Source organism: Gluconobacter sp. OJA, from assembly GCF_039638325.1.
In the GTDB taxonomy this organism is placed as follows: Bacteria; Pseudomonadota; Alphaproteobacteria; order Acetobacterales; family Acetobacteraceae; genus Gluconobacter; species Gluconobacter cerinus.
The window spans coordinates 506,785-523,218 of record NZ_JBDIWI010000002.1 but is presented as its reverse complement, the minus strand read 5'-3'; the positions used below and the strand labels follow the sequence as shown (position 1 = coordinate 523,218).

Sequence of the window (16,434 nt, the reverse complement as noted above, 5' to 3'; positions counted from 1 at the left end):
TCTTTAGTTTGGGGTTAATATTTTTACGCTTAAAATCCCAATTCCTAAAAAACGTGGATCTGTCGGCAAATGTACTGGGTGATCAATATCCAGTTTCAGGTGAATATTTTCGGTAGAAAGTGTGGGAATTGTTACAAGATATTCTGATTTTTCTGGGGATACAGACCACTCAGCTAAAATTTGGTCATGTAAGGACACTTTTAATTTTTTCGTTTCTCCTGGTGCCGCCTGTAACTTCAGAATCACTGTAGCCGTTTTTGTGTTTTTAGGTACGGGAAGAAACAGAAAGGCTTGGTATCCTTCATTCCATGTTCCCCAATCCTCCGACCCAGACCAACCGGTTTCCAGAAGCTCTGCGTGGAGCGGGGAATTTGATGACGTGAAAATTGTCTGATTGAGAGGCAGTGGTGTTGAGGGCGGTACAGAGGGTAAATTTAGATTTTTTTTGGCGCAGAGGATGAGAGTTTTCACTACTCCGCAATTGGCTTGTGTACGGTCAATCCAAGAGGATGCATTTGCCAAGCGGTGCGGGCCATTAAGAATGATAAGGGTTTTATCGTCGAGATAATGGGGATTTTCTTGGGCGAGATGGCATGCGCCTTCCGGGAGTGAACGAGCCGTATACATCGTGTTGACGGATGCATTCTGATAAGCGGCTGCATAGATAAGCGGCATATCCTCTTCAAGTCTTGTGGCATCACATTCAAGGCGAGGATAAATTTCAACATGCTCAAAGGCATGCATTATTTCAAACAAATGACTATCAGTGGCTAATGGAGGGCTTAGCAACTGAGCCTCAGCCATGCGGTCAGACTGACGTAAATCGCGTGTGTCGACCCATTGCAAAATAGCAGCCAGACTGAGGAGGGCAGGCGCCCCCCGCGGCCATACCTTGCAGACGCCCCAGACTGCTCCAAGGAGAATGACATAAGCGACTGGCCAAAACATACGTCCTGATGAGCGCATTTGTTCAGCGCCAGGAATCATGATGTGCGTCTGGAAGAGCAAAGTGTGAAAGAAATATATTTTATTGGAGAGGGCAATGACTGTCAGAGCCAAGCAGGCAAGCAAGAGGCCAATATTTCGGATCATGCTCCGACGGAAAAGGGCCCATCCCTTTTTGCGACAAAAAAGCATGACCAGAAGAAAGAGAAGGCCTGCTCCGAGATACTGATATCCCTCGTATTGGCCCCCCGTGGCATCAGCTTGTGCTTGTGTAGCCTGCAAGAACAGGCTGGACCGGGCCGGCCAGAACGGTGATGCGAGGTTCATGGAGTAGATTCCATAGCCCCCTCCGCTGACGCCACCCCAGTAGCTCAAAACTTTTCCTGTCAGCAGAATACTTGCTCCAGCTGCCAAGGTTGCAGCTGCGCTGGACCTACATGCTTTCCAGCGTTTTTCTCTGAAGAAAATTGATAATGGAATTGCACCCAGAAGCGCACCTACCATCACCATCAGATAGGGATGCACTAGAAGGGTCAAACTTGTTAGCGCCGCCAGAGTCCACGTAGGCTTGTAGGAGGCTTGCGGCTGAACAGCCCTGAAATACAGCCCTATGGCGAGAAGAAGAATCCAGTGGGCGCAAAGGGCGGTGTGGCTAGTTCTGGCCAAGAACGTTGGGAAGCAAGCACTGAGTAAACTAACGGTTATTGCAGGAAGTAGATGTTTCTCTCCCATCGACCGCAGTGCGAACACAGCGCAGATGGGCTGAAGGCACCAGCATAATGCCAGAAAGAACGTTATGCCCTGCTGCATTCCGGGAAAGAAAATATGCAGTGCTTTAAGAAACAGAGCCTCGAGCGGGATGCTGTCTGTCATGGCAATATTGGTGCCAGCGGGAGCCACCAGACGATCTGCAACAAGGAGAGGCAAATGCCAGTCCTCCCTCAGGAAGTAGGCTTGCCCGATCATGTGCTGGATGACGTCTCCTCGGGGTGCCTGAGTCACAGGAGGAAGCTTCCCAGATGTTAAGGGAAGAGGAAACGTCCATAAAGCCAGAGTAAATCCAAGAAGAAGCGGAAATATATAAGCTTTTACCCGACTAAAGACTGAGCTCGGTAGAAAACTGAATTTGCACAAGAAATTTTACTCTGAGCTGGGGGCGGTCAGAGTTTTGTACGTGTGTTTTGTAGGGAATACAAAGGTCCGGTTTGTCTAAAGATTTGGAAATCACAGACTTGAACATGGAGCAATGTTGCTGAAATCTAAGGGAGGCACCCTCAGTGACATCCCCCTGTTTTCCCACTGCAAGCTTTGCAACTGCTGCATCCTTTTGAGGGGATAACCATAGGGGTGTGAGATTGTAACCCGCACGCATTTTTCAGGCGCCCCCAACTCACTGGAAAGAGACGTGCAAACCAGTAGAGTGCTGCGATACTGACCATTAGAATGGCAACGATTGTTTCAATCATCATGCGTCTCCTGTGACAGCCCTGGCGACGTGATAGACGATGAAGGCTGCGACATAGGCCAAACCAAAAAGATAGGCTGTTGCTCCCAGAACGACTTTCATGGACCGGGTTTCCCGTCGCATGACAGCCAGAGTCGAGATGCATTGCGGGGCATAAACATACCACGCGAGCAGCGAGAGAGCGGTAGCAATGCTCCATTGGCTGGAAAGCAGTGGCAGAAGCTTCGCGGATGCAGCGTCTTCACTCACCCCGAGTGCATAGACTGTCGCCAGCGCGCTGACGGCGACTTCACGTGCAGCGAGGCCGGGAATCAGGGAAACGCAGATCTGCCAGTTGAAACCGATGGGAGCAAAAATCGGCAGCATCAGGTGCCCAATCCGGCCCGCAAGGCTGTAGTCAATAGCCGCACCAGTCGCACCGGCGGGGGGAAGCGGGAAACTAGATAGGCCCCAGAGCAGGACATTCAGCGATACAATGATCGTACCAACCCGTGACAGGAACATCACGGCACGCTGCCACAGACCGAGCGCTAGGCTCTTGAGATTAGGGCGCCGATACGGCGGGAGCTCCAGAAGGAGTGGATGTTCTTCTGATTTGACGCCACGCGTCATGATGCGCGCGGCGATGATGCCGCTGACGATTGCCAGCGCATAGAGCCCAAACAGAACCAGACCCTGAATTCCAAAAATCCCAAGAACTGTTTTGTGCGGGATGAATGCGCCAATTAGCAGCGTATAAACTGGCAGACGGGCGGAGCACGTCATGAGTGGAGCAATCAGGATCGTGACCAGCCGATCCCGGGGATTCTGAATGGTGCGTGCGGCCATAATGCCGGGAATGGCGCAGGCAAAGCTGGAGAGAAGCGGGATGAAAGACCGGCCACTCAGTCCGGCCAAAGCCATGACACGGTCCAGAAGGAATGCCGCACGCGGCAGATATCCAGACTCTTCCAAGGCCAGAATCCACAGGAAGAGAATCAGAATTTGCGGGAGGAAAACAATGACTGTTCCTGCGCCTGCGATAACGCCATCAGCCAGTAAGCTCCGCAAGACACCGTCAGGCAGCGGCCTGAGAATGAACTCCCCAAGCATGGTAATGCCACTTCCCAGAGCATCCATGAGAGGTTGTGCCCATGCAAAGACTGTCTGGAACATCACGAACAGCACGACCAACAGAATGACTGGGCCCCAGACAGGATGCAGGAACCAGCGATCCAGTCGATCAACTAATCGGGCATGGCCAGCAGAGCGATCCGTAACATAAGCCTGAAGCAGACGTCGGACTTCGGCATGAAGGTCCGCGTCCGGGGAAAGCGCTTTTGGCGGGGGTGGAAGAGGGCGGTCCAAAGCTTCCAATAAAGGCTGAACACCCTGCCTGTTCAGGCTGATGACAGGCACAATCGGCATGCCGAGTTCTTGCTCAAGCCCGGCAATATCAATGGTCATGCCATTGCGCTTGGCTTCATCCATCATGTTGAGCGCAACGATGACGGGGACTTCAAGCTGACGAAGTTCGAGCAGAAAGCGCAGATGCAGCCGAAGATTGGTTGCAGAAATAACGCTGATCAGAAGTTCAGGACGTTTTTCAGTACGGTGCTGTCCCAGACAGACATCGCGCGTGACATCCTCATCCGGGCTCGTAGATGCCAGACTGTAAGCCCCAGGAAGATCTAGAACGCGGATCGGGCGACCTAGCGGCGTGGAGAAAAAGCCTTCTTTTCGCTCGACAGTAACGCCAGCGTAGTTCGCTACTTTCTGACGGCTTCCGGTCAGCTGGTTGAAAAGCGAAGTCTTGCCGCAGTTCGGGTTTCCAACAAGGGCAGTCTGTAACACATGAGTCGTAGGAGACGGCGAGGCGGGAGACGTCATTATGATGGTCAGACTGGGCGGCGCAGAACAATACGCGCTGCTTCTCCTTTGCGGAGCGCAAAACGGGACGTGCCAAGACTAACAGCAATAGGGTCTGCGCCGATTGGACCGGTCGCCACAATCTCCACTCTTTCGCCCGGAACAAAGCCAAGTTCGCCTAGGCGGGCAGAAATGGGGTCTGCCAGTGTCAGCTCTTCGACCCGATCAATAATGGCATGATCTCCTTTGGAGAGTGTATTCAGATACCACATCAGTTTCTTATCCCAGTGCCTCCCAGCTCTCCCTTGGGCGTGCTGGCCGTTTCCCTAGATAGGCTCATCCGGCGGGAGCGAAAAGAGAGAGATGAGAATTATTTGCATCCACAGTTTACTTATTGACTGTGTGCCTCAGGATTTTTCTTGCGTGATATCCTGTGGGCCGCCTCAAGAACGCCAGAAAGAGCCCGTCTGATAGGGCTGAATGGTCGGAATGAGCGTGGAGATGCTATGAACGCCTTCGCATGACCGCAGAGGAGCCGTGACCTATGAAGAGTATGACGAGAGAAGACGAGATTCCGGCAGACGGCTGTGTGCATTGTGCCACCAGTGAGACACCCGGTGAGAAGCGCGTTGAGCAACCTCAGAAGAAGGCACTTCTGAACCGCATCCGTCGGATCGAGGGTCAGGTTGGTGGTATCCTGAACATGGTTCAGGATGACCGTTACTGCGTTGATATTCTCACACAGATCTCCGCCATCAAATCTGCGTTGGACGGTGTTTCCATCCAGATCCTGTCCACGCACGCTAATGGTTGTGTCAGGAAAGCCGTGCAGACGGACGGTGGCGAAGAGGCGATTGACGAGCTTTTGCAGGTCGTGCGCCGGATGATGCGCTGACGCCTCCTCTTTTCCATCGGTGGATTTAGCGGTCCTGTGTCGCGTCCGGGGCTGTGTCAGAAGGAGCGTCCATGCTCATCGCCTGACAGGCCTTGAGCTGCTGCTGCATCTTCGGAGTTAAGGGTTTGCTCTGCGTCTTAAGAGTTTCAAGGTGCTCGCAGAGTTCCATCTGCTGATCCATGGTCAGGCCTGCCAGAGGGTCTGCCTTTACGGCCACAGGCGCCTTGGGTGCGGGTGTCTGGGTGGGGGCAGCATATGCCACTGTGGCGAACAGAAGGGCGGAAGCAGCGAGAAGAGCTTTTTTCATTATGAGAATTCCTGAAAATTGAAGATCAGAACCAGCTTCTGATACCGAGGCTGAAGCGTACCGAGCCGGGCTTCTCGCCCTGATCCCGTACGATCCTGCGGGCCTGTGTCAGATGGCCGGAATATGTGACGCCCACATAAGGCGCGAATTTTCGCCATAGCTCGTAACGAAGCCTGAGCCCGGCATCGATGTCTGACAGGCCTGCGCCTGCCTGTCGGGCTGGATCAGACTTCGTATAGAGATTGAACTCCGCCTGAGGCTGGAGAATAAGGCGATTGGTCAATAGGAAGTCGTATGATCCCTCGACGCGGGCACCAAAGCGCCCACGATCACTGACATACCCTGTGGCCTGAAACTCGAACTGGTATAAGGCCAGCCCTTGAATACCGAAGGCCCCCCACGTCCGGGTCGGGCCATCATCCAAGTCAACACGCACGCCGCCCTGAAGGTTCCAGTATGTGGAAATGGCACGGCTGTAGAGAATATCCTGCTGGCCATCGCTCAGGTGCCCTTTCTCAAGCGTGCCTTCAGACTTGATCCAGAGTCGGTCATAATCCGTGCCGTACCAGACTTCACCGTCCCAGCGGAAATCAGTGCCGGCGGGGGCATAGCGCCCTTCTGCCTGCTCCAGAATGCCATGGAACCAGCTGCTCTGGTCCATCATCACGGGCATGATGTTGCCAAGATGCGTGACCGCGCCCGGAACCGGAGCATCCGCGGCATGATACTGCGTGGTGTCTTCGGCATAAGCCATACCGGTTCCAGCCAGAAGCATGGTTGCTGCCCAGGCGGCTTTCATGACACCACCACGGTGCGGAACATGCCCAGATCCATGTGATAGAGCAGATGACAGTGATAGGCCCACATGCCGGGAATATCTGCCGTCACGAGATAGCTCATGCGAGATCCCGGTTGTGAAATGATGGTGTGCTTGTAAGGGCGATAATCGCCTTGTCCGTTTTCCAGTTCACTCCACAGGCCATGCAGATGGATCGGGTGTTCCATCATGGTGTCATTGATCAGTGTGAAGCGGACACGCTCTCCTTTTTTGAGGCGGATTGGTCCGGACTCTGAGAATTTTCGGCCATTAAAGCCCCAGATATAACGATCCATGTTTCCCGTCAGATGCAGGATAATCTCCCGTGATGGAGGCCTGCGGTCTGCGCCCGGTCGTGTCGCGCGAAGCTGCCCGTAGTTCAGGACGCGTCGCCCATTGTTTTCCAGTCCATCCCCTGGGCTGTTTGTCCGATCAATCGGCATTATCGCGACGTTCTGGTTTTCGACATTAATCGGCGGCGACCCAGGATCGTCGATTTCCATTTTTGGCATGGACATATGACCCATATGGCTCATGTCCATGTGAGACATATCCATTCCAGGCATGTTCTTCATGTCCGTGCCGTGGTCCATTCCGGGCATCGCCATGTGGTCCATGCTCTCTCCCGGCTTCATGTTGCCCATACCCATGTCGACCATGGTGCGGACGGGGCGTGGATCCATGGGCGGAATCAGTCCACGCATGCCCGAGCGAGGCGCCAGTGTGCCGCGGGCAAAGCCTGTTCGGTCTTCGCTTTGAGCAAAGATCGTATAGGCCCGGTCTTCCTTGGGCTGAACGATGACGTCATATGTCTCCGCCACGCCGATGCGGAATTCATCAACCGGAACTGGTTCCACATCGTTGCCGTCCGCCTGAACGACGAGCATTTCGAGCCCGGGAATCCGCACGTCAAACAGCGTCATGGTGGCGCCATTGATGAAGCGCAGACGCACACGCTCGCCTGGGCGGAACAGGCCGTTCCAGTTCATGTCTGGCGCGTTGCCGTTCAATGTATAGGTGTAGATAGCGCCTGAAACATCCGCGATATCGGTTGCGGCCATGTTCATCCGGGACCAGGCAAGCCGATCCTTCAGAGCGGCCATGGCGCTCCCTGCGTCACGGGCTTCTTTGGGAAAGGATGCGGCCGTGCGTTGACGGAAGACGTAATAGTCATCCTGCATTTTGAGATTGCTGACGATGTCATGGGGCATGACATCCGTCCATTCTCCCAGAAAGATGACATAATCCCGGTCGCAGGCATTCGGATCAGGACGAATGGGGTCAATGACGATGGCGCCATACAGTCCCATCGCTTCCTGCATGTTGGAATGGCTGTGATACCAGTATGTGCCGCTCTGATGCAGGCGAAAGCGATAGCTGAAAGTCTCGCCCGGTGGGATGCCCGCAAAGCTCAGGCCCGGCACGCCATCCATATTGGACGGGACGCGGATGCCGTGCCAATGGATCGACGTTGTTTCATCCAGCGCGTTTGAGACGTTCAGTGTGACGGTTTCGCCCTGTTTCCAGCGCAGGATGGGGCCAGGCACTGTTCCACCAATATTAGGGGCGTGCATGGATTTTCCATCGAGAGAAATATGCGTTCGGCTGACCTTCAGATCCCAGATATTGGAAGGGGTTGAAGGCAGAAGGCCTGTAGACGTGCGAGTGCTCGCTTGTGCTTTGTGAGGCAGGGCGCCCAGGCAGGCTCCCGCACCGAGGCTCGTAACAAAACGCCGCCGCGTCAGGGGGCGTATGGGGTCGAATGAATTAGGCATCAGCTGAAAACCGGGAAACGGTGCAGGAAAACCGGAGCGCACGGATGCACACTCCAGCCGCAGCAAAGCTGCGGATCGGGTCGTTTCAGGAAATCAGCTGTTTGGGGGGAGGGGGTGTCGGAATCCAGTCTGTTCCAGACAGCGATGTGTGGCCTGTTTTGGCAAAGCGTCTGGCAATCGCAGGATGCGCCGACAACGAGGGTGTGTTCGCAAGCGTCAAGAGAGGCTCAGCCGACACAGAATGGATGTGGCAGCAGCCCTGTCCATGCCCCGCGTGATGATGATCATGGAGAGTGGGAGTTCCGAGGCCCGGCATACTGTGCTTGTCGCAGGCATCAGTCGTCTTGTGAGTCATGGATACGCAGTGCGTCATGGCCATGGCGTGTGCCCGTGATGCTGCATGCGCCGGAAAGGCACCAGCCATCAGTCCCACCTGCATCAGCAGGCAGGCAATGATGCCAAGCCATGTCCGGGTATGCGTTTTGAGCATCACAGATCCCTGTCTTCCACAGGCGTCTGGATGTCCTTTCGCCTGCCTCCTGCAATGACCCTATACCCAGGCAGGGAATGAATGGAAGAGAGATTTCACCCACAGAGCACACACAAAAAGCAGGGAGACAGGATTTCTCTTGGATACCCCCCATCCGTACACATTATTTAATACGTTATATTAACGATTTTAATTTCAAAACCGCCCGGAAACCGCATAGGAGAAAAACATATACCCAACAGGGGTATGAAAGAATCGCAGTATTCCAAGGATACTGAGTAAGCCAGAAGGAAAATGACCATGACGCAGACAGCACATCTCAAAGTGGAAGGAATGTCCTGCGAAGGATGTGCAAAGCGTCTGCGCGAGGCGCTGGAACACGTGAGCGGCGTCTCGTCGGTTACAGTCGTACTGGCTGGCGGACAGGTTACGGTGGTGTACGATCCCGACGTGGCAACTCCTGCGGGGCTGGCCGAAACTGTTGAAGAAACAGGGTTCGACCTGGTTTCCTAACGCGCTTCGCCTTCTCATTCAGAGAGGCGCACGGTACACAACACCCGGTTCAATCTGTGAAACCAGTCCGGGTGTCATGCTGCAGCGTTATATTGTCAAATCGAAACAAATTGTGCGGCAGAGTTATTTTTTCTGGGCAGGTTTTATGACACATCACGGCATTGACGCATCCAGACGTTTCCTGAAGTTCTCGGTCTCCGGGTCTGCCCTTCTTTGTGGGACTGTCCTGATGGGCTCCGCTCCTGATGCTCAGGCTGCTGAACGCGGAGAGAAAACACGCCAGAAAATGTCTCATTGCCGCATTCAGCACAAAGATGCGGGGGGACGGCAGGTCTGCGGGAAGCCGATGGTTTCTCCAGAAACTACAGCAGCTATTGCTACAGTACCCGTGGCCCAAAGCCCCGATCTGGCCTCGACCGTAGACGGCGGAACAGAGAACCTGCGTGTTTATGGAACGCCACGCTCCTATACCGCACCCGCCGTAGAGGCATGGGGTAAAACGCTCGTCGCATTGAAGGATATTCCGCACTCCATTTCTGTCATCACACAGCAGCGCATGGAAGATTCCAACATGCTGACGATGACGGACGCCATGCGGCAGATTAACGGTATCCGCGTTCTTCCCGGTTCTACCGCCAACAGTAATTTCTATTCACGTGGTTATCAACTCACGACGTCCATCGATAATACACCGAACGCTGCTGGAACGCTGAACAATGCGAGTTTTGACCTGTCCATGTTTGACAGGATCGAGGTTATGCGCGGATCGGCCGGGTTGTTGCAGGGCGCTGGCGGAGCTGGCGGCGTTGTCAATCAGGTGACAAAAAAGCCCGGCAAGGATTTTGCTGCAAGCGGAAGTGCCTCCGTTGGTAGCTTCAATAATTATCGCGCCGATGTTGATCTGACCGTTCCGCTCAATCGCTCCAAAACGCTACGGTTCCGTACGGCCGACGTCTTTCAGGATAACGACTACTTCTACAAGTATGCCCATAATCGGATGTGGCAGGCTTATGGCGCTTTGGAATGGGACATTACACCGTCCACCACATTCCTTGTGTCTCATGCGGCCCAGAAGCAGAATATTGATGCACCCTATTACGGGCTCCCCGTCACGACCACGCGGACGCTCTGGTATGGCGGGCGGGATGCGAACCCCACGCCACCGTGGGGCTACAGCAATTACATGACCCAGCAGACGATCGCCTCGTTGACGCAGAAGCTCTGGGGCGACTGGAGCGTCACAGCACGTGGGACATTCTACGACCAAAGCTACAACACGCTTTATAATGAGCCGTGGACCAACATTGATACCCAGACAGGGCGCCTGACCTACAAGGACGCTGGAAACTTTCCATACCGGGGCACAAACACCTCCAGATCTGCGGACATCTACGCAACAGGCAGCTTCCGCCTTCTGCACCGGACGCATCATTTGCTGCTGGGCTTTAATTATAACGCCTACAACACACATGTTGCCTACGGAGCTGTAAATTCAGACGCGCTCTACTCTGATGTCAGCATTAACAATACGGCGGTCGTAAAGAAACCGGCCGCAGGCAGTATTACCTATAACCCGGCGGAGGGAGCTGAGAGCACAGACGACAATGCTTATCAGTGGGGATTCTATGGTCAGCTACGCCTTGAGCTGATCCATCATCTTTCGCTGATTCTTGGCGGCCGGGTGTCACGCTTTTCCGAAAAGACGCGGGATGGCAGTCCGTCTCCGGAAAGCCCATGGAAAACCACGGCGAATATTCATGGCCAACTGACGCCTTATCTCGGCACGGTGTATCAGATCACGCCCAACCTCTCCTGGTACGCCAGCTATGCCAGCATCTTCACACCTTCTGTGGGGCGGCTGACCTTCAACGGAGAAGGTTTGACGCCGCAGCAGGGCAATCAGGTTGAAACTGGTTTTAAAGGCGAGTACTTCCACGGGCGCCTCAACATATCCACAGCCCTGTTTCGTATGGAGAGTGTGAACCAGCCTGTACAGGACCCGGATCACACCAGCTTTTACATCACGACCGGCCCAATCCGTCGGCAAGGCTGGGAAGCGCAGGTGGACGGCCAGATCCTGCCGGGACTGGATGTCTCCATCGGATACACATATCTGGATACCAAGGTTTCCAACCCGAAAGTTTCAGACTTCGGGGGTGTTTTCTCACCGCATCACATGTTCAAGTCCTGGGTGCATTACAATGTGCAGCAAGGTCGTCTGAAGGGACTGAACTTTGGCGTCGGGCTGGACGCATACAGCAATCTTCGGGGCAGTTATGCCACGACAGTTCAGGGCGGTTACATGACGCTCGACAGCGTCATTGGATACCGGTTCAACAAGCATCTCAAACTTCAGTTGAACGCCTATAATCTGACAGACCGCTATTATTACGAACGTGCCAGCGGCGTCTGGCAGTTTAACTTCCCAGCCGCTCCCCGCAGTTTCATGGCAACACTTCGTGGCACATACTGAACCCCCGACACCTCCACATTCTCTTTCTGACTGGAAGGTTCTGCTCCCCTACTGGCGGTCGGAAGATCGCTGGAAGGCGCTGGGCCTTCTGGGCAGTATTATCGGCTTATCCTTCCTGGATGTTCAGGTCGCAGTGTGGTTTGGGAAATGGGATCAGACCTTTTTTGACACGATGTTCGCGTACCGTGTTGCAGCCTGCATTGCGTTACTGCCCATTTATATTCTGATGACGTCGCTTAGCGCAGGAATGAGAGTCATCCAGCAATATATGACACAGGTGCTCTCCATGCGCTGGCGCCTGTGGAATACACGGGTTTATCTGCGCAAATACCTCTCCGATGACGCGTATTATCATCTGGAACATGGTCAGAACCGGGCTGATAACCCGGATCAGCGTATTGCCGATGATCTGGCCCAGATGACCGTCTGGACGCTCCGCCTTGGGCTGGAAGCCATTCAGGCTGTCACAACCTTTTTGTCCTTTGCGGTTGTGCTTTGGACGATCGGTGGAACGCTCTCATTTGTCTGGCATGGTTGGCACATCGTCATCCCCGGATACATGTTTTTCGGAACGACGATTTCCATTCTTCTGGTCTCGTTCGTGCTTGAAAAAGCAGGTGGCCCCCTTGTCAGCGCTAATTATCGTCAGCAGCATTACGATGCTGATTTACGCGCGACCTTGCTGGATGTTCGCCGCAACGCGGAACAGATCGCGTTCTATGGTGGGGAGGCTGCGGAGCACTTCCGTTTGTCCGAATGCCTGAACCGTATTGCCAAAAACTGGCGCAGCGTCATGACCTATACGTGGCGCGCGAATACTGTGGTCGAACTCTATACGGGTGGCGTTAATATCGTTTTGTGGGCGCTGCTTGTGCCGAAGCTGCTGGCCCATGCTCTGACGTTTGGTCTGTATTCGCGAATCAATTCAGCATTCATGAATGTGCGCCGAAGCCTGCAATGGTTCATCGAAAATTACACGGATCTGGCAACGCTTCGCTCCATCCTTCAGCGTCTGGGGGAGTTTGAGCGTGTTGTCGTGAGCCTTCCGGCGGGTGGTATCGTGCGGGAGCCGACAGATGCCGATGGGATTGGAATCAAAGCTCTGTCTCTGGATCGCTCTGATGGCTCTCGCATCGCGGATATAGGAAGCCTCCATATTCCTGCGGGAGAGCGATGGTTCATTAGCGGGCCATCCGGGGCAGGGAAGAGCACCATGCTACGGGCCCTCGCCGGACTGTGGACGCAGGGGACGGGGCATATTTCTTTCAACATGCGCGATGCCATGTTCCTGCCTCAGCGCAGTTATGTTCCGACTGGCTCTTTGCTTCAGGCCCTTAGCTATCCGGCAACCCCGGATCGGTATGCCCGTGAAGCCTGTGAAGAGGCGCTTCTGGCGGTAAATCTGGGGTTCCTTATGCCAGACCTGGAGAATGAAGCGGCCTGGGGAGACGTGTTATCTCCGGGAGAGCAGCAACGACTGGCATTTGCTCGGGTTTTTCTTGCACGACCGTCCACGCTGTTCCTCGATGAAGCAACGTCTGCTCTGGATGAGAAGAACGAGGCTGATCTTTATGCTCGCCTCCTTGAACGCCTGCCTCACATCACCCTCATCAGTGTTGCGCATCACGCAGCCCTCAAAGCATTTCATGGCCAGGAAATGATTCTTCGCGAAAAAAGCGTAACTGTTCAGCGTCTTTTATAATACCATATGGGGGTATATCATCCCCCTTTGTTTTGGAGCCTGTGGCTTCGCGAATTCCGTCCGCTCAGGAGAGTCCCAGATGTCACAAACGGTCAGTTTTCCAGTTGGTGGAATGACCTGTGCGGCCTGCGCTGCGCGGATCGAGAAAGTTCTGAATCGTAAGGATGGTGTTCAGGCAGCTGTCAATTTTGCGTCTGAGCGTGCGCAGGTCGAGCTGGAAGGCTCAGGCACCACAGTCGGGGACGTTATTGCCGCAGTGCGCAAAGCCGGTTTCTCGGTGGATGAGCAGGGTGTGGACTTCGCAATTACGGGCATGACCTGTGCTGCCTGCGCTGCGCGGATTGAAAAGGTCCTGAACCGGATGCCGTCTGTGCAGGGAAGCGTAAATTACGCTGCCGAGCGTGCGCATGTCACTTATGTTCCAGGTATTGTGACACCAGACGATCTTGCGACCAAAATCACCAAGGCTGGATTTGGGGTATCCCGTTTGGATGAAGGCAAGCGCGAAGATCCGAAGGCAAAGCGTGAGGCTGTGTGGCGTCGGGAGCGAAACCGCTTTCTGCTGACATTCGTACTTGCACTACCGCTTTTCATTGAAATGTTCGGAATGTTGCTGGGGCGTATGGAGACAGTCCCGCTTGCTGTTCAGTTTGTAAGTGCGACGCTGGTTCAGTTCGTCTGTGGCGCTCATCTTTATCGCCGGGCCTGGAATGCAGTTCGGGGCGGATCGGCGAACATGGATGTGCTGGTCGTTCTGGGAACGAGCATCGCGTATCTGTTTAGTGCCGTCGTCGCGATCCTGCACTTGCCCCAGCCAGTTTATTTTGAAGCCAGCGGTGCAATCATCACTCTGATTTCACTCGGCAAGCTGATGGAAACGCGCGCCAAAGTGCGTACTAGCGCGGGAATTGAAAGCCTGTTGCAGCTTCAGCCGCAAACCGCACATGTCGAGCGGGACGGTGTTCTGGTTGATCGTGCGGTAGCTGATATGCACACCGGAGACATCTTTGTCGTCCGGCCGGGCGAGAGTGTCCCGGTGGATGGCAAAGTGCTGGATGGTGCTTCCGATGTGAACGAAGCCATGCTGACGGGCGAAAGCGTACCGGTTCTGAAGCAGGCCGGGAGTGAAGTTTTCGGCGGGACGATCAACGCGAACGGTATGCTTCGGGTGAAGGCAACAGGTGTTGGCTCGGATACCGCTCTGGCGCGGATTGTTCGCATGGTCGAGCAGGCGCAGGGATCGAAAGCAAATGTCCAGAGACTGGCAGACCGTGTTTCCGGTATCTTTGTTCCCGCCGTTGTCGCATTCGCTGTCGCGACTTTCCTGATCGGATGGCTGGTCACAGGTTCCATGACATGGAGCCTGATTTCAGCGGTTTCTGTTCTCGTCATTGCCTGTCCCTGCTCGCTTGGTCTGGCTACACCGACGGCCATCATGGTCGGGACAGGGCGAGGGGCCCAGAATGGCATTCTGTTCCGGAATGCAGATGCGCTGGAACAAGCCGAGAAACTTACGACAATCATTCTCGATAAGACTGGAACCCTGACGCAAGGTCGCCCGACCGTCGCCAGTTTGCATCCTGCTGACGGGGTTTCGGCCGACCGTCTGCTGGCCGTAGCCACCTCTCTGGAGCAGAATTCCGAGCATCCTCTGGCTCGGGCTATTGTGGACTATGCATCAGCTCACCATGCGACGATTTTGAGTGTGGATGGGTTCAAGGCCATCCCAGGTCTGGGCGTTGAGGCCCAGATTGACGGAGAGGCAGCCTTGCTCGGATCTCCGCGCTATCTCACGCAGGCCGGCTACAGCCTGGATGCTCTTCCGGTGGCGGCGCTCGAAAATGAAGGGCAGACCGTAATTGCGGTCGCCACGGGAGGACACCTGCTTGGCATCGTCGCGTTGGGGGATGGTCTTCGCCCGGATGCCATTTCAACGGTCACCGCACTGAAAGCGCGTGGAATCAAGGTTGTCATGCTGACGGGCGATAATGAGCGTGCCGCAGCTGTTGTTGCGCGGCAGGTTGGCGTGGATGATTACCTCGCTGGCGTTTTACCGCAGCACAAGGCTGAAAGCGTGACGAAATATCGTGCTCAAGGTGCCGTTGTGGGGATGGTTGGGGATGGCATCAATGATGCACCGGCCCTGGCAGCAGCGGACGTGGGTTTTGCTGTCGGGGCCGGTTCTGCCGTTGCGTTGGATACGGCAGATGTCGTGCTTATGAAGAGTGAATTGGCGGCCGTTCTGGATGCCATTTCCCTATCTAAGGCTACGCTTTCGAAGATCCGGCAGAATTTGTTCTTTGCCTTTATCTATAACGTTCTGGGTCTGCCACTGGCCGCATTGGGCATGCTGAACCCGATTGTCGCGGGTGCAGCCATGGCCATGAGCTCAGTCTCGGTCGTAAGTAATTCTCTGCTTCTGAACCGCTGGAAACCACACTCTCACTGAGCTGGTGTCGTGAGGCGGCGTTGAACAAAGGAGATAAGGGTTCTGGCGCCATGGCTCCAGAGCCCCAGAAAATCATTACTCCCCACATGTCCTGTCAGACCGGCATCCGTAAATTCAGCTTGCCACCGTTGTGCCAGTAGCCGGGCACGATCGTTGGAAAGCCACTGATCGTTCCGGCTGGCCATCATGGCGACGGGAACCGGAGAGGGAGCCTCTGAAAGTGGAGCAAACGCGTTGATGCGGGATGCTTCCGGGTGCGTCGTATGCTCAATATCCGCTGGCGCAACGAGGAACGCACCAGCGACATTGGATGACTCATGCTGTGCGAGCCACCGCATGGTCAGGACCGCACCGAGGCTATGGGCGATCAGAAGGACAGGTTTTTCTGCCTGCTGAATGGCCTGCGTCAGTGCAGCGTCCCACTCTTCCGGTGTTGGATTTTCCCAGTCTGCCTGATGCAGGCGAGGCAGGCCAAAAGCAGTTTCCCATCGGGTCTGCCAGTGGTGCTGTCCGGAACCGAAAAGCCCTGGCACAAGCAAAGGCGTGAACTGTGTTTTGATGTGATGAAATTCGGCGGCAAGAACCGTCTCTTCAGACGAGTGCTGAAAGGAAAGCGCTCGAGCACTCGCTGCTAGGTCCAGAGCAGTTGCGCGGCCAGAGAAAAGGTTCATGCCCAAAGCCTCCAGAAACCTGACCGGGAGACAATTCCCGATCAGAATTTGTGATCTGGATTAATAACGAACATAAATCAGAGT

13 protein-coding genes are annotated in these 16,434 nt (G+C 54.7%); 5 read left to right on the top strand and 8 right to left on the bottom strand.

Annotated features, from left to right (window positions below; all coding sequences use genetic code 11):
* Window positions 1-3 precede the first annotated feature (3 nt).
* From ABDK75_RS12755 to ABDK75_RS12745, 3 genes are all read right to left on the bottom strand, one after another.
* Window positions 4-1,911: a DUF6311 domain-containing protein gene (locus ABDK75_RS12755; protein ID WP_346006061.1), complete on the bottom strand. Its 1,908-nt coding sequence runs from the start codon at window positions 1,909-1,911 to the stop codon at window positions 4-6.
* A 499-nt stretch (window positions 1,912-2,410) separates the two neighbouring features.
* The gene (locus ABDK75_RS12750; protein ID WP_346006060.1) at window positions 2,411-4,279 is read right to left on the bottom strand and encodes a ferrous iron transporter B; all 1,869 of its coding nucleotides are present in this window, start codon (window positions 4,277-4,279) and stop codon (window positions 2,411-2,413) included.
* Between the two features lie 8 nt (window positions 4,280-4,287).
* Complete coding sequence (locus tag ABDK75_RS12745) at window positions 4,288-4,530, bottom strand: FeoA family protein (protein ID WP_046900211.1); 243 nt, start codon at window positions 4,528-4,530, stop codon at window positions 4,288-4,290.
* 281 nt (window positions 4,531-4,811) lie between these two features.
* On the opposite strand from ABDK75_RS12745, the gene ABDK75_RS12740 reads away from it, so the two are divergent.
* The gene (locus ABDK75_RS12740; RefSeq protein ID WP_167386112.1) at window positions 4,812-5,153 is read left to right on the top strand and encodes a metal-sensitive transcriptional regulator; all 342 of its coding nucleotides are present in this window, start codon (window positions 4,812-4,814) and stop codon (window positions 5,151-5,153) included.
* Between the two features lie 25 nt (window positions 5,154-5,178).
* Here the strand turns inward: ABDK75_RS12740 and ABDK75_RS12735 are convergent, their stop codons facing one another.
* The 4 genes from ABDK75_RS12735 to ABDK75_RS12720 form a co-directional block, all read right to left on the bottom strand.
* Window positions 5,179-5,460, bottom strand: coding sequence for a hypothetical protein (locus ABDK75_RS12735; protein WP_099211047.1), 282 nt, complete (start codon window positions 5,458-5,460; stop codon window positions 5,179-5,181).
* Between the two features lie 25 nt (window positions 5,461-5,485).
* On the bottom strand, window positions 5,486-6,235 hold the full coding sequence (locus tag ABDK75_RS12730; RefSeq protein WP_099211154.1) for a copper resistance protein B: 750 nt from the start codon (window positions 6,233-6,235) through the stop codon (window positions 5,486-5,488).
* Between the two features lie 20 nt (window positions 6,236-6,255).
* On the bottom strand, window positions 6,256-8,052 hold the full coding sequence (locus ABDK75_RS12725) for a copper resistance system multicopper oxidase (protein ID WP_346006059.1): 1,797 nt from the start codon (window positions 8,050-8,052) through the stop codon (window positions 6,256-6,258).
* Window positions 8,053-8,137: 85 nt separating this feature from the next.
* Window positions 8,138-8,542 carry a hypothetical protein gene (locus ABDK75_RS12720; RefSeq protein ID WP_211501751.1) on the bottom strand — a complete coding sequence of 135 codons (405 nt, stop codon included), beginning with the start codon at window positions 8,540-8,542 and terminating at the stop codon, window positions 8,138-8,140.
* A 300-nt stretch (window positions 8,543-8,842) separates the two neighbouring features.
* On the opposite strand from ABDK75_RS12720, the gene ABDK75_RS12715 reads away from it, so the two are divergent.
* From ABDK75_RS12715 to ABDK75_RS12700, 4 genes are all read left to right on the top strand, one after another.
* The gene (locus tag ABDK75_RS12715; RefSeq protein WP_086634247.1) at window positions 8,843-9,055 is read left to right on the top strand and encodes a heavy-metal-associated domain-containing protein; all 213 of its coding nucleotides are present in this window, start codon (window positions 8,843-8,845) and stop codon (window positions 9,053-9,055) included.
* 76 nt (window positions 9,056-9,131) lie between these two features.
* Window positions 9,132-11,528 (top strand): TonB-dependent siderophore receptor, encoded by a 2,397-nt coding sequence (locus ABDK75_RS12710; RefSeq protein WP_346006058.1) that lies wholly within the window; start codon window positions 9,132-9,134, stop codon window positions 11,526-11,528.
* Entirely contained in the window at window positions 11,515-13,230 is a 1,716-nt protein-coding gene (locus ABDK75_RS12705) for an SbmA/BacA-like family transporter (RefSeq protein ID WP_346006057.1), read from the top strand. The genes ABDK75_RS12710 and ABDK75_RS12705 overlap by 14 nt, the downstream gene beginning before the upstream one ends.
* A gap of 79 nt (window positions 13,231-13,309) precedes the next feature.
* Window positions 13,310-15,679, top strand: coding sequence for a heavy metal translocating P-type ATPase (locus ABDK75_RS12700; RefSeq protein WP_346006056.1), 2,370 nt, complete (start codon window positions 13,310-13,312; stop codon window positions 15,677-15,679).
* Here the strand turns inward: ABDK75_RS12700 and ABDK75_RS12695 are convergent.
* Window positions 15,673-16,350: an alpha/beta hydrolase gene (locus tag ABDK75_RS12695; protein WP_211499807.1), complete on the bottom strand. Its 678-nt coding sequence runs from the start codon at window positions 16,348-16,350 to the stop codon at window positions 15,673-15,675. The two genes, ABDK75_RS12700 and ABDK75_RS12695, sit on opposite strands and share 7 nt — an antisense overlap.
* Between the last annotated feature and the right edge of the window lie 84 nt (window positions 16,351-16,434).

Coding starts and splice junctions, on each gene's coding strand:
- ABDK75_RS12745 (WP_046900211.1), bottom strand. CDS start 4,530: ATGTGGTATCTGAATACACTCTCCAAAGGAGATCATGCCATTATTGAT.
- ABDK75_RS12715 (WP_086634247.1), top strand. CDS start 8,843: ATGACGCAGACAGCACATCTCAAAGTGGAAGGAATGTCCTGCGAAGGA.
- ABDK75_RS12730 (WP_099211154.1), bottom strand. CDS start 6,235: ATGCTTCTGGCTGGAACCGGTATGGCTTATGCCGAAGACACCACGCAG.
- ABDK75_RS12695 (WP_211499807.1), bottom strand. CDS start 16,350: ATGAACCTTTTCTCTGGCCGCGCAACTGCTCTGGACCTAGCAGCGAGT.
- ABDK75_RS12720 (WP_211501751.1), bottom strand. CDS start 8,542: ATGCTCAAAACGCATACCCGGACATGGCTTGGCATCATTGCCTGCCTG.
- ABDK75_RS12750 (WP_346006060.1), bottom strand. CDS start 4,279: ATGACGTCTCCCGCCTCGCCGTCTCCTACGACTCATGTGTTACAGACT.
- ABDK75_RS12740 (WP_167386112.1), top strand. CDS start 4,812: ATGACGAGAGAAGACGAGATTCCGGCAGACGGCTGTGTGCATTGTGCC.
- ABDK75_RS12710 (WP_346006058.1), top strand. CDS start 9,132: ATGCTGCAGCGTTATATTGTCAAATCGAAACAAATTGTGCGGCAGAGT.
- ABDK75_RS12700 (WP_346006056.1), top strand. CDS start 13,310: ATGTCACAAACGGTCAGTTTTCCAGTTGGTGGAATGACCTGTGCGGCC.
- ABDK75_RS12755 (WP_346006061.1), bottom strand. CDS start 1,911: ATGATCGGGCAAGCCTACTTCCTGAGGGAGGACTGGCATTTGCCTCTC.
- ABDK75_RS12735 (WP_099211047.1), bottom strand. CDS start 5,460: ATGAAAAAAGCTCTTCTCGCTGCTTCCGCCCTTCTGTTCGCCACAGTG.
- ABDK75_RS12725 (WP_346006059.1), bottom strand. CDS start 8,052: ATGCCTAATTCATTCGACCCCATACGCCCCCTGACGCGGCGGCGTTTT.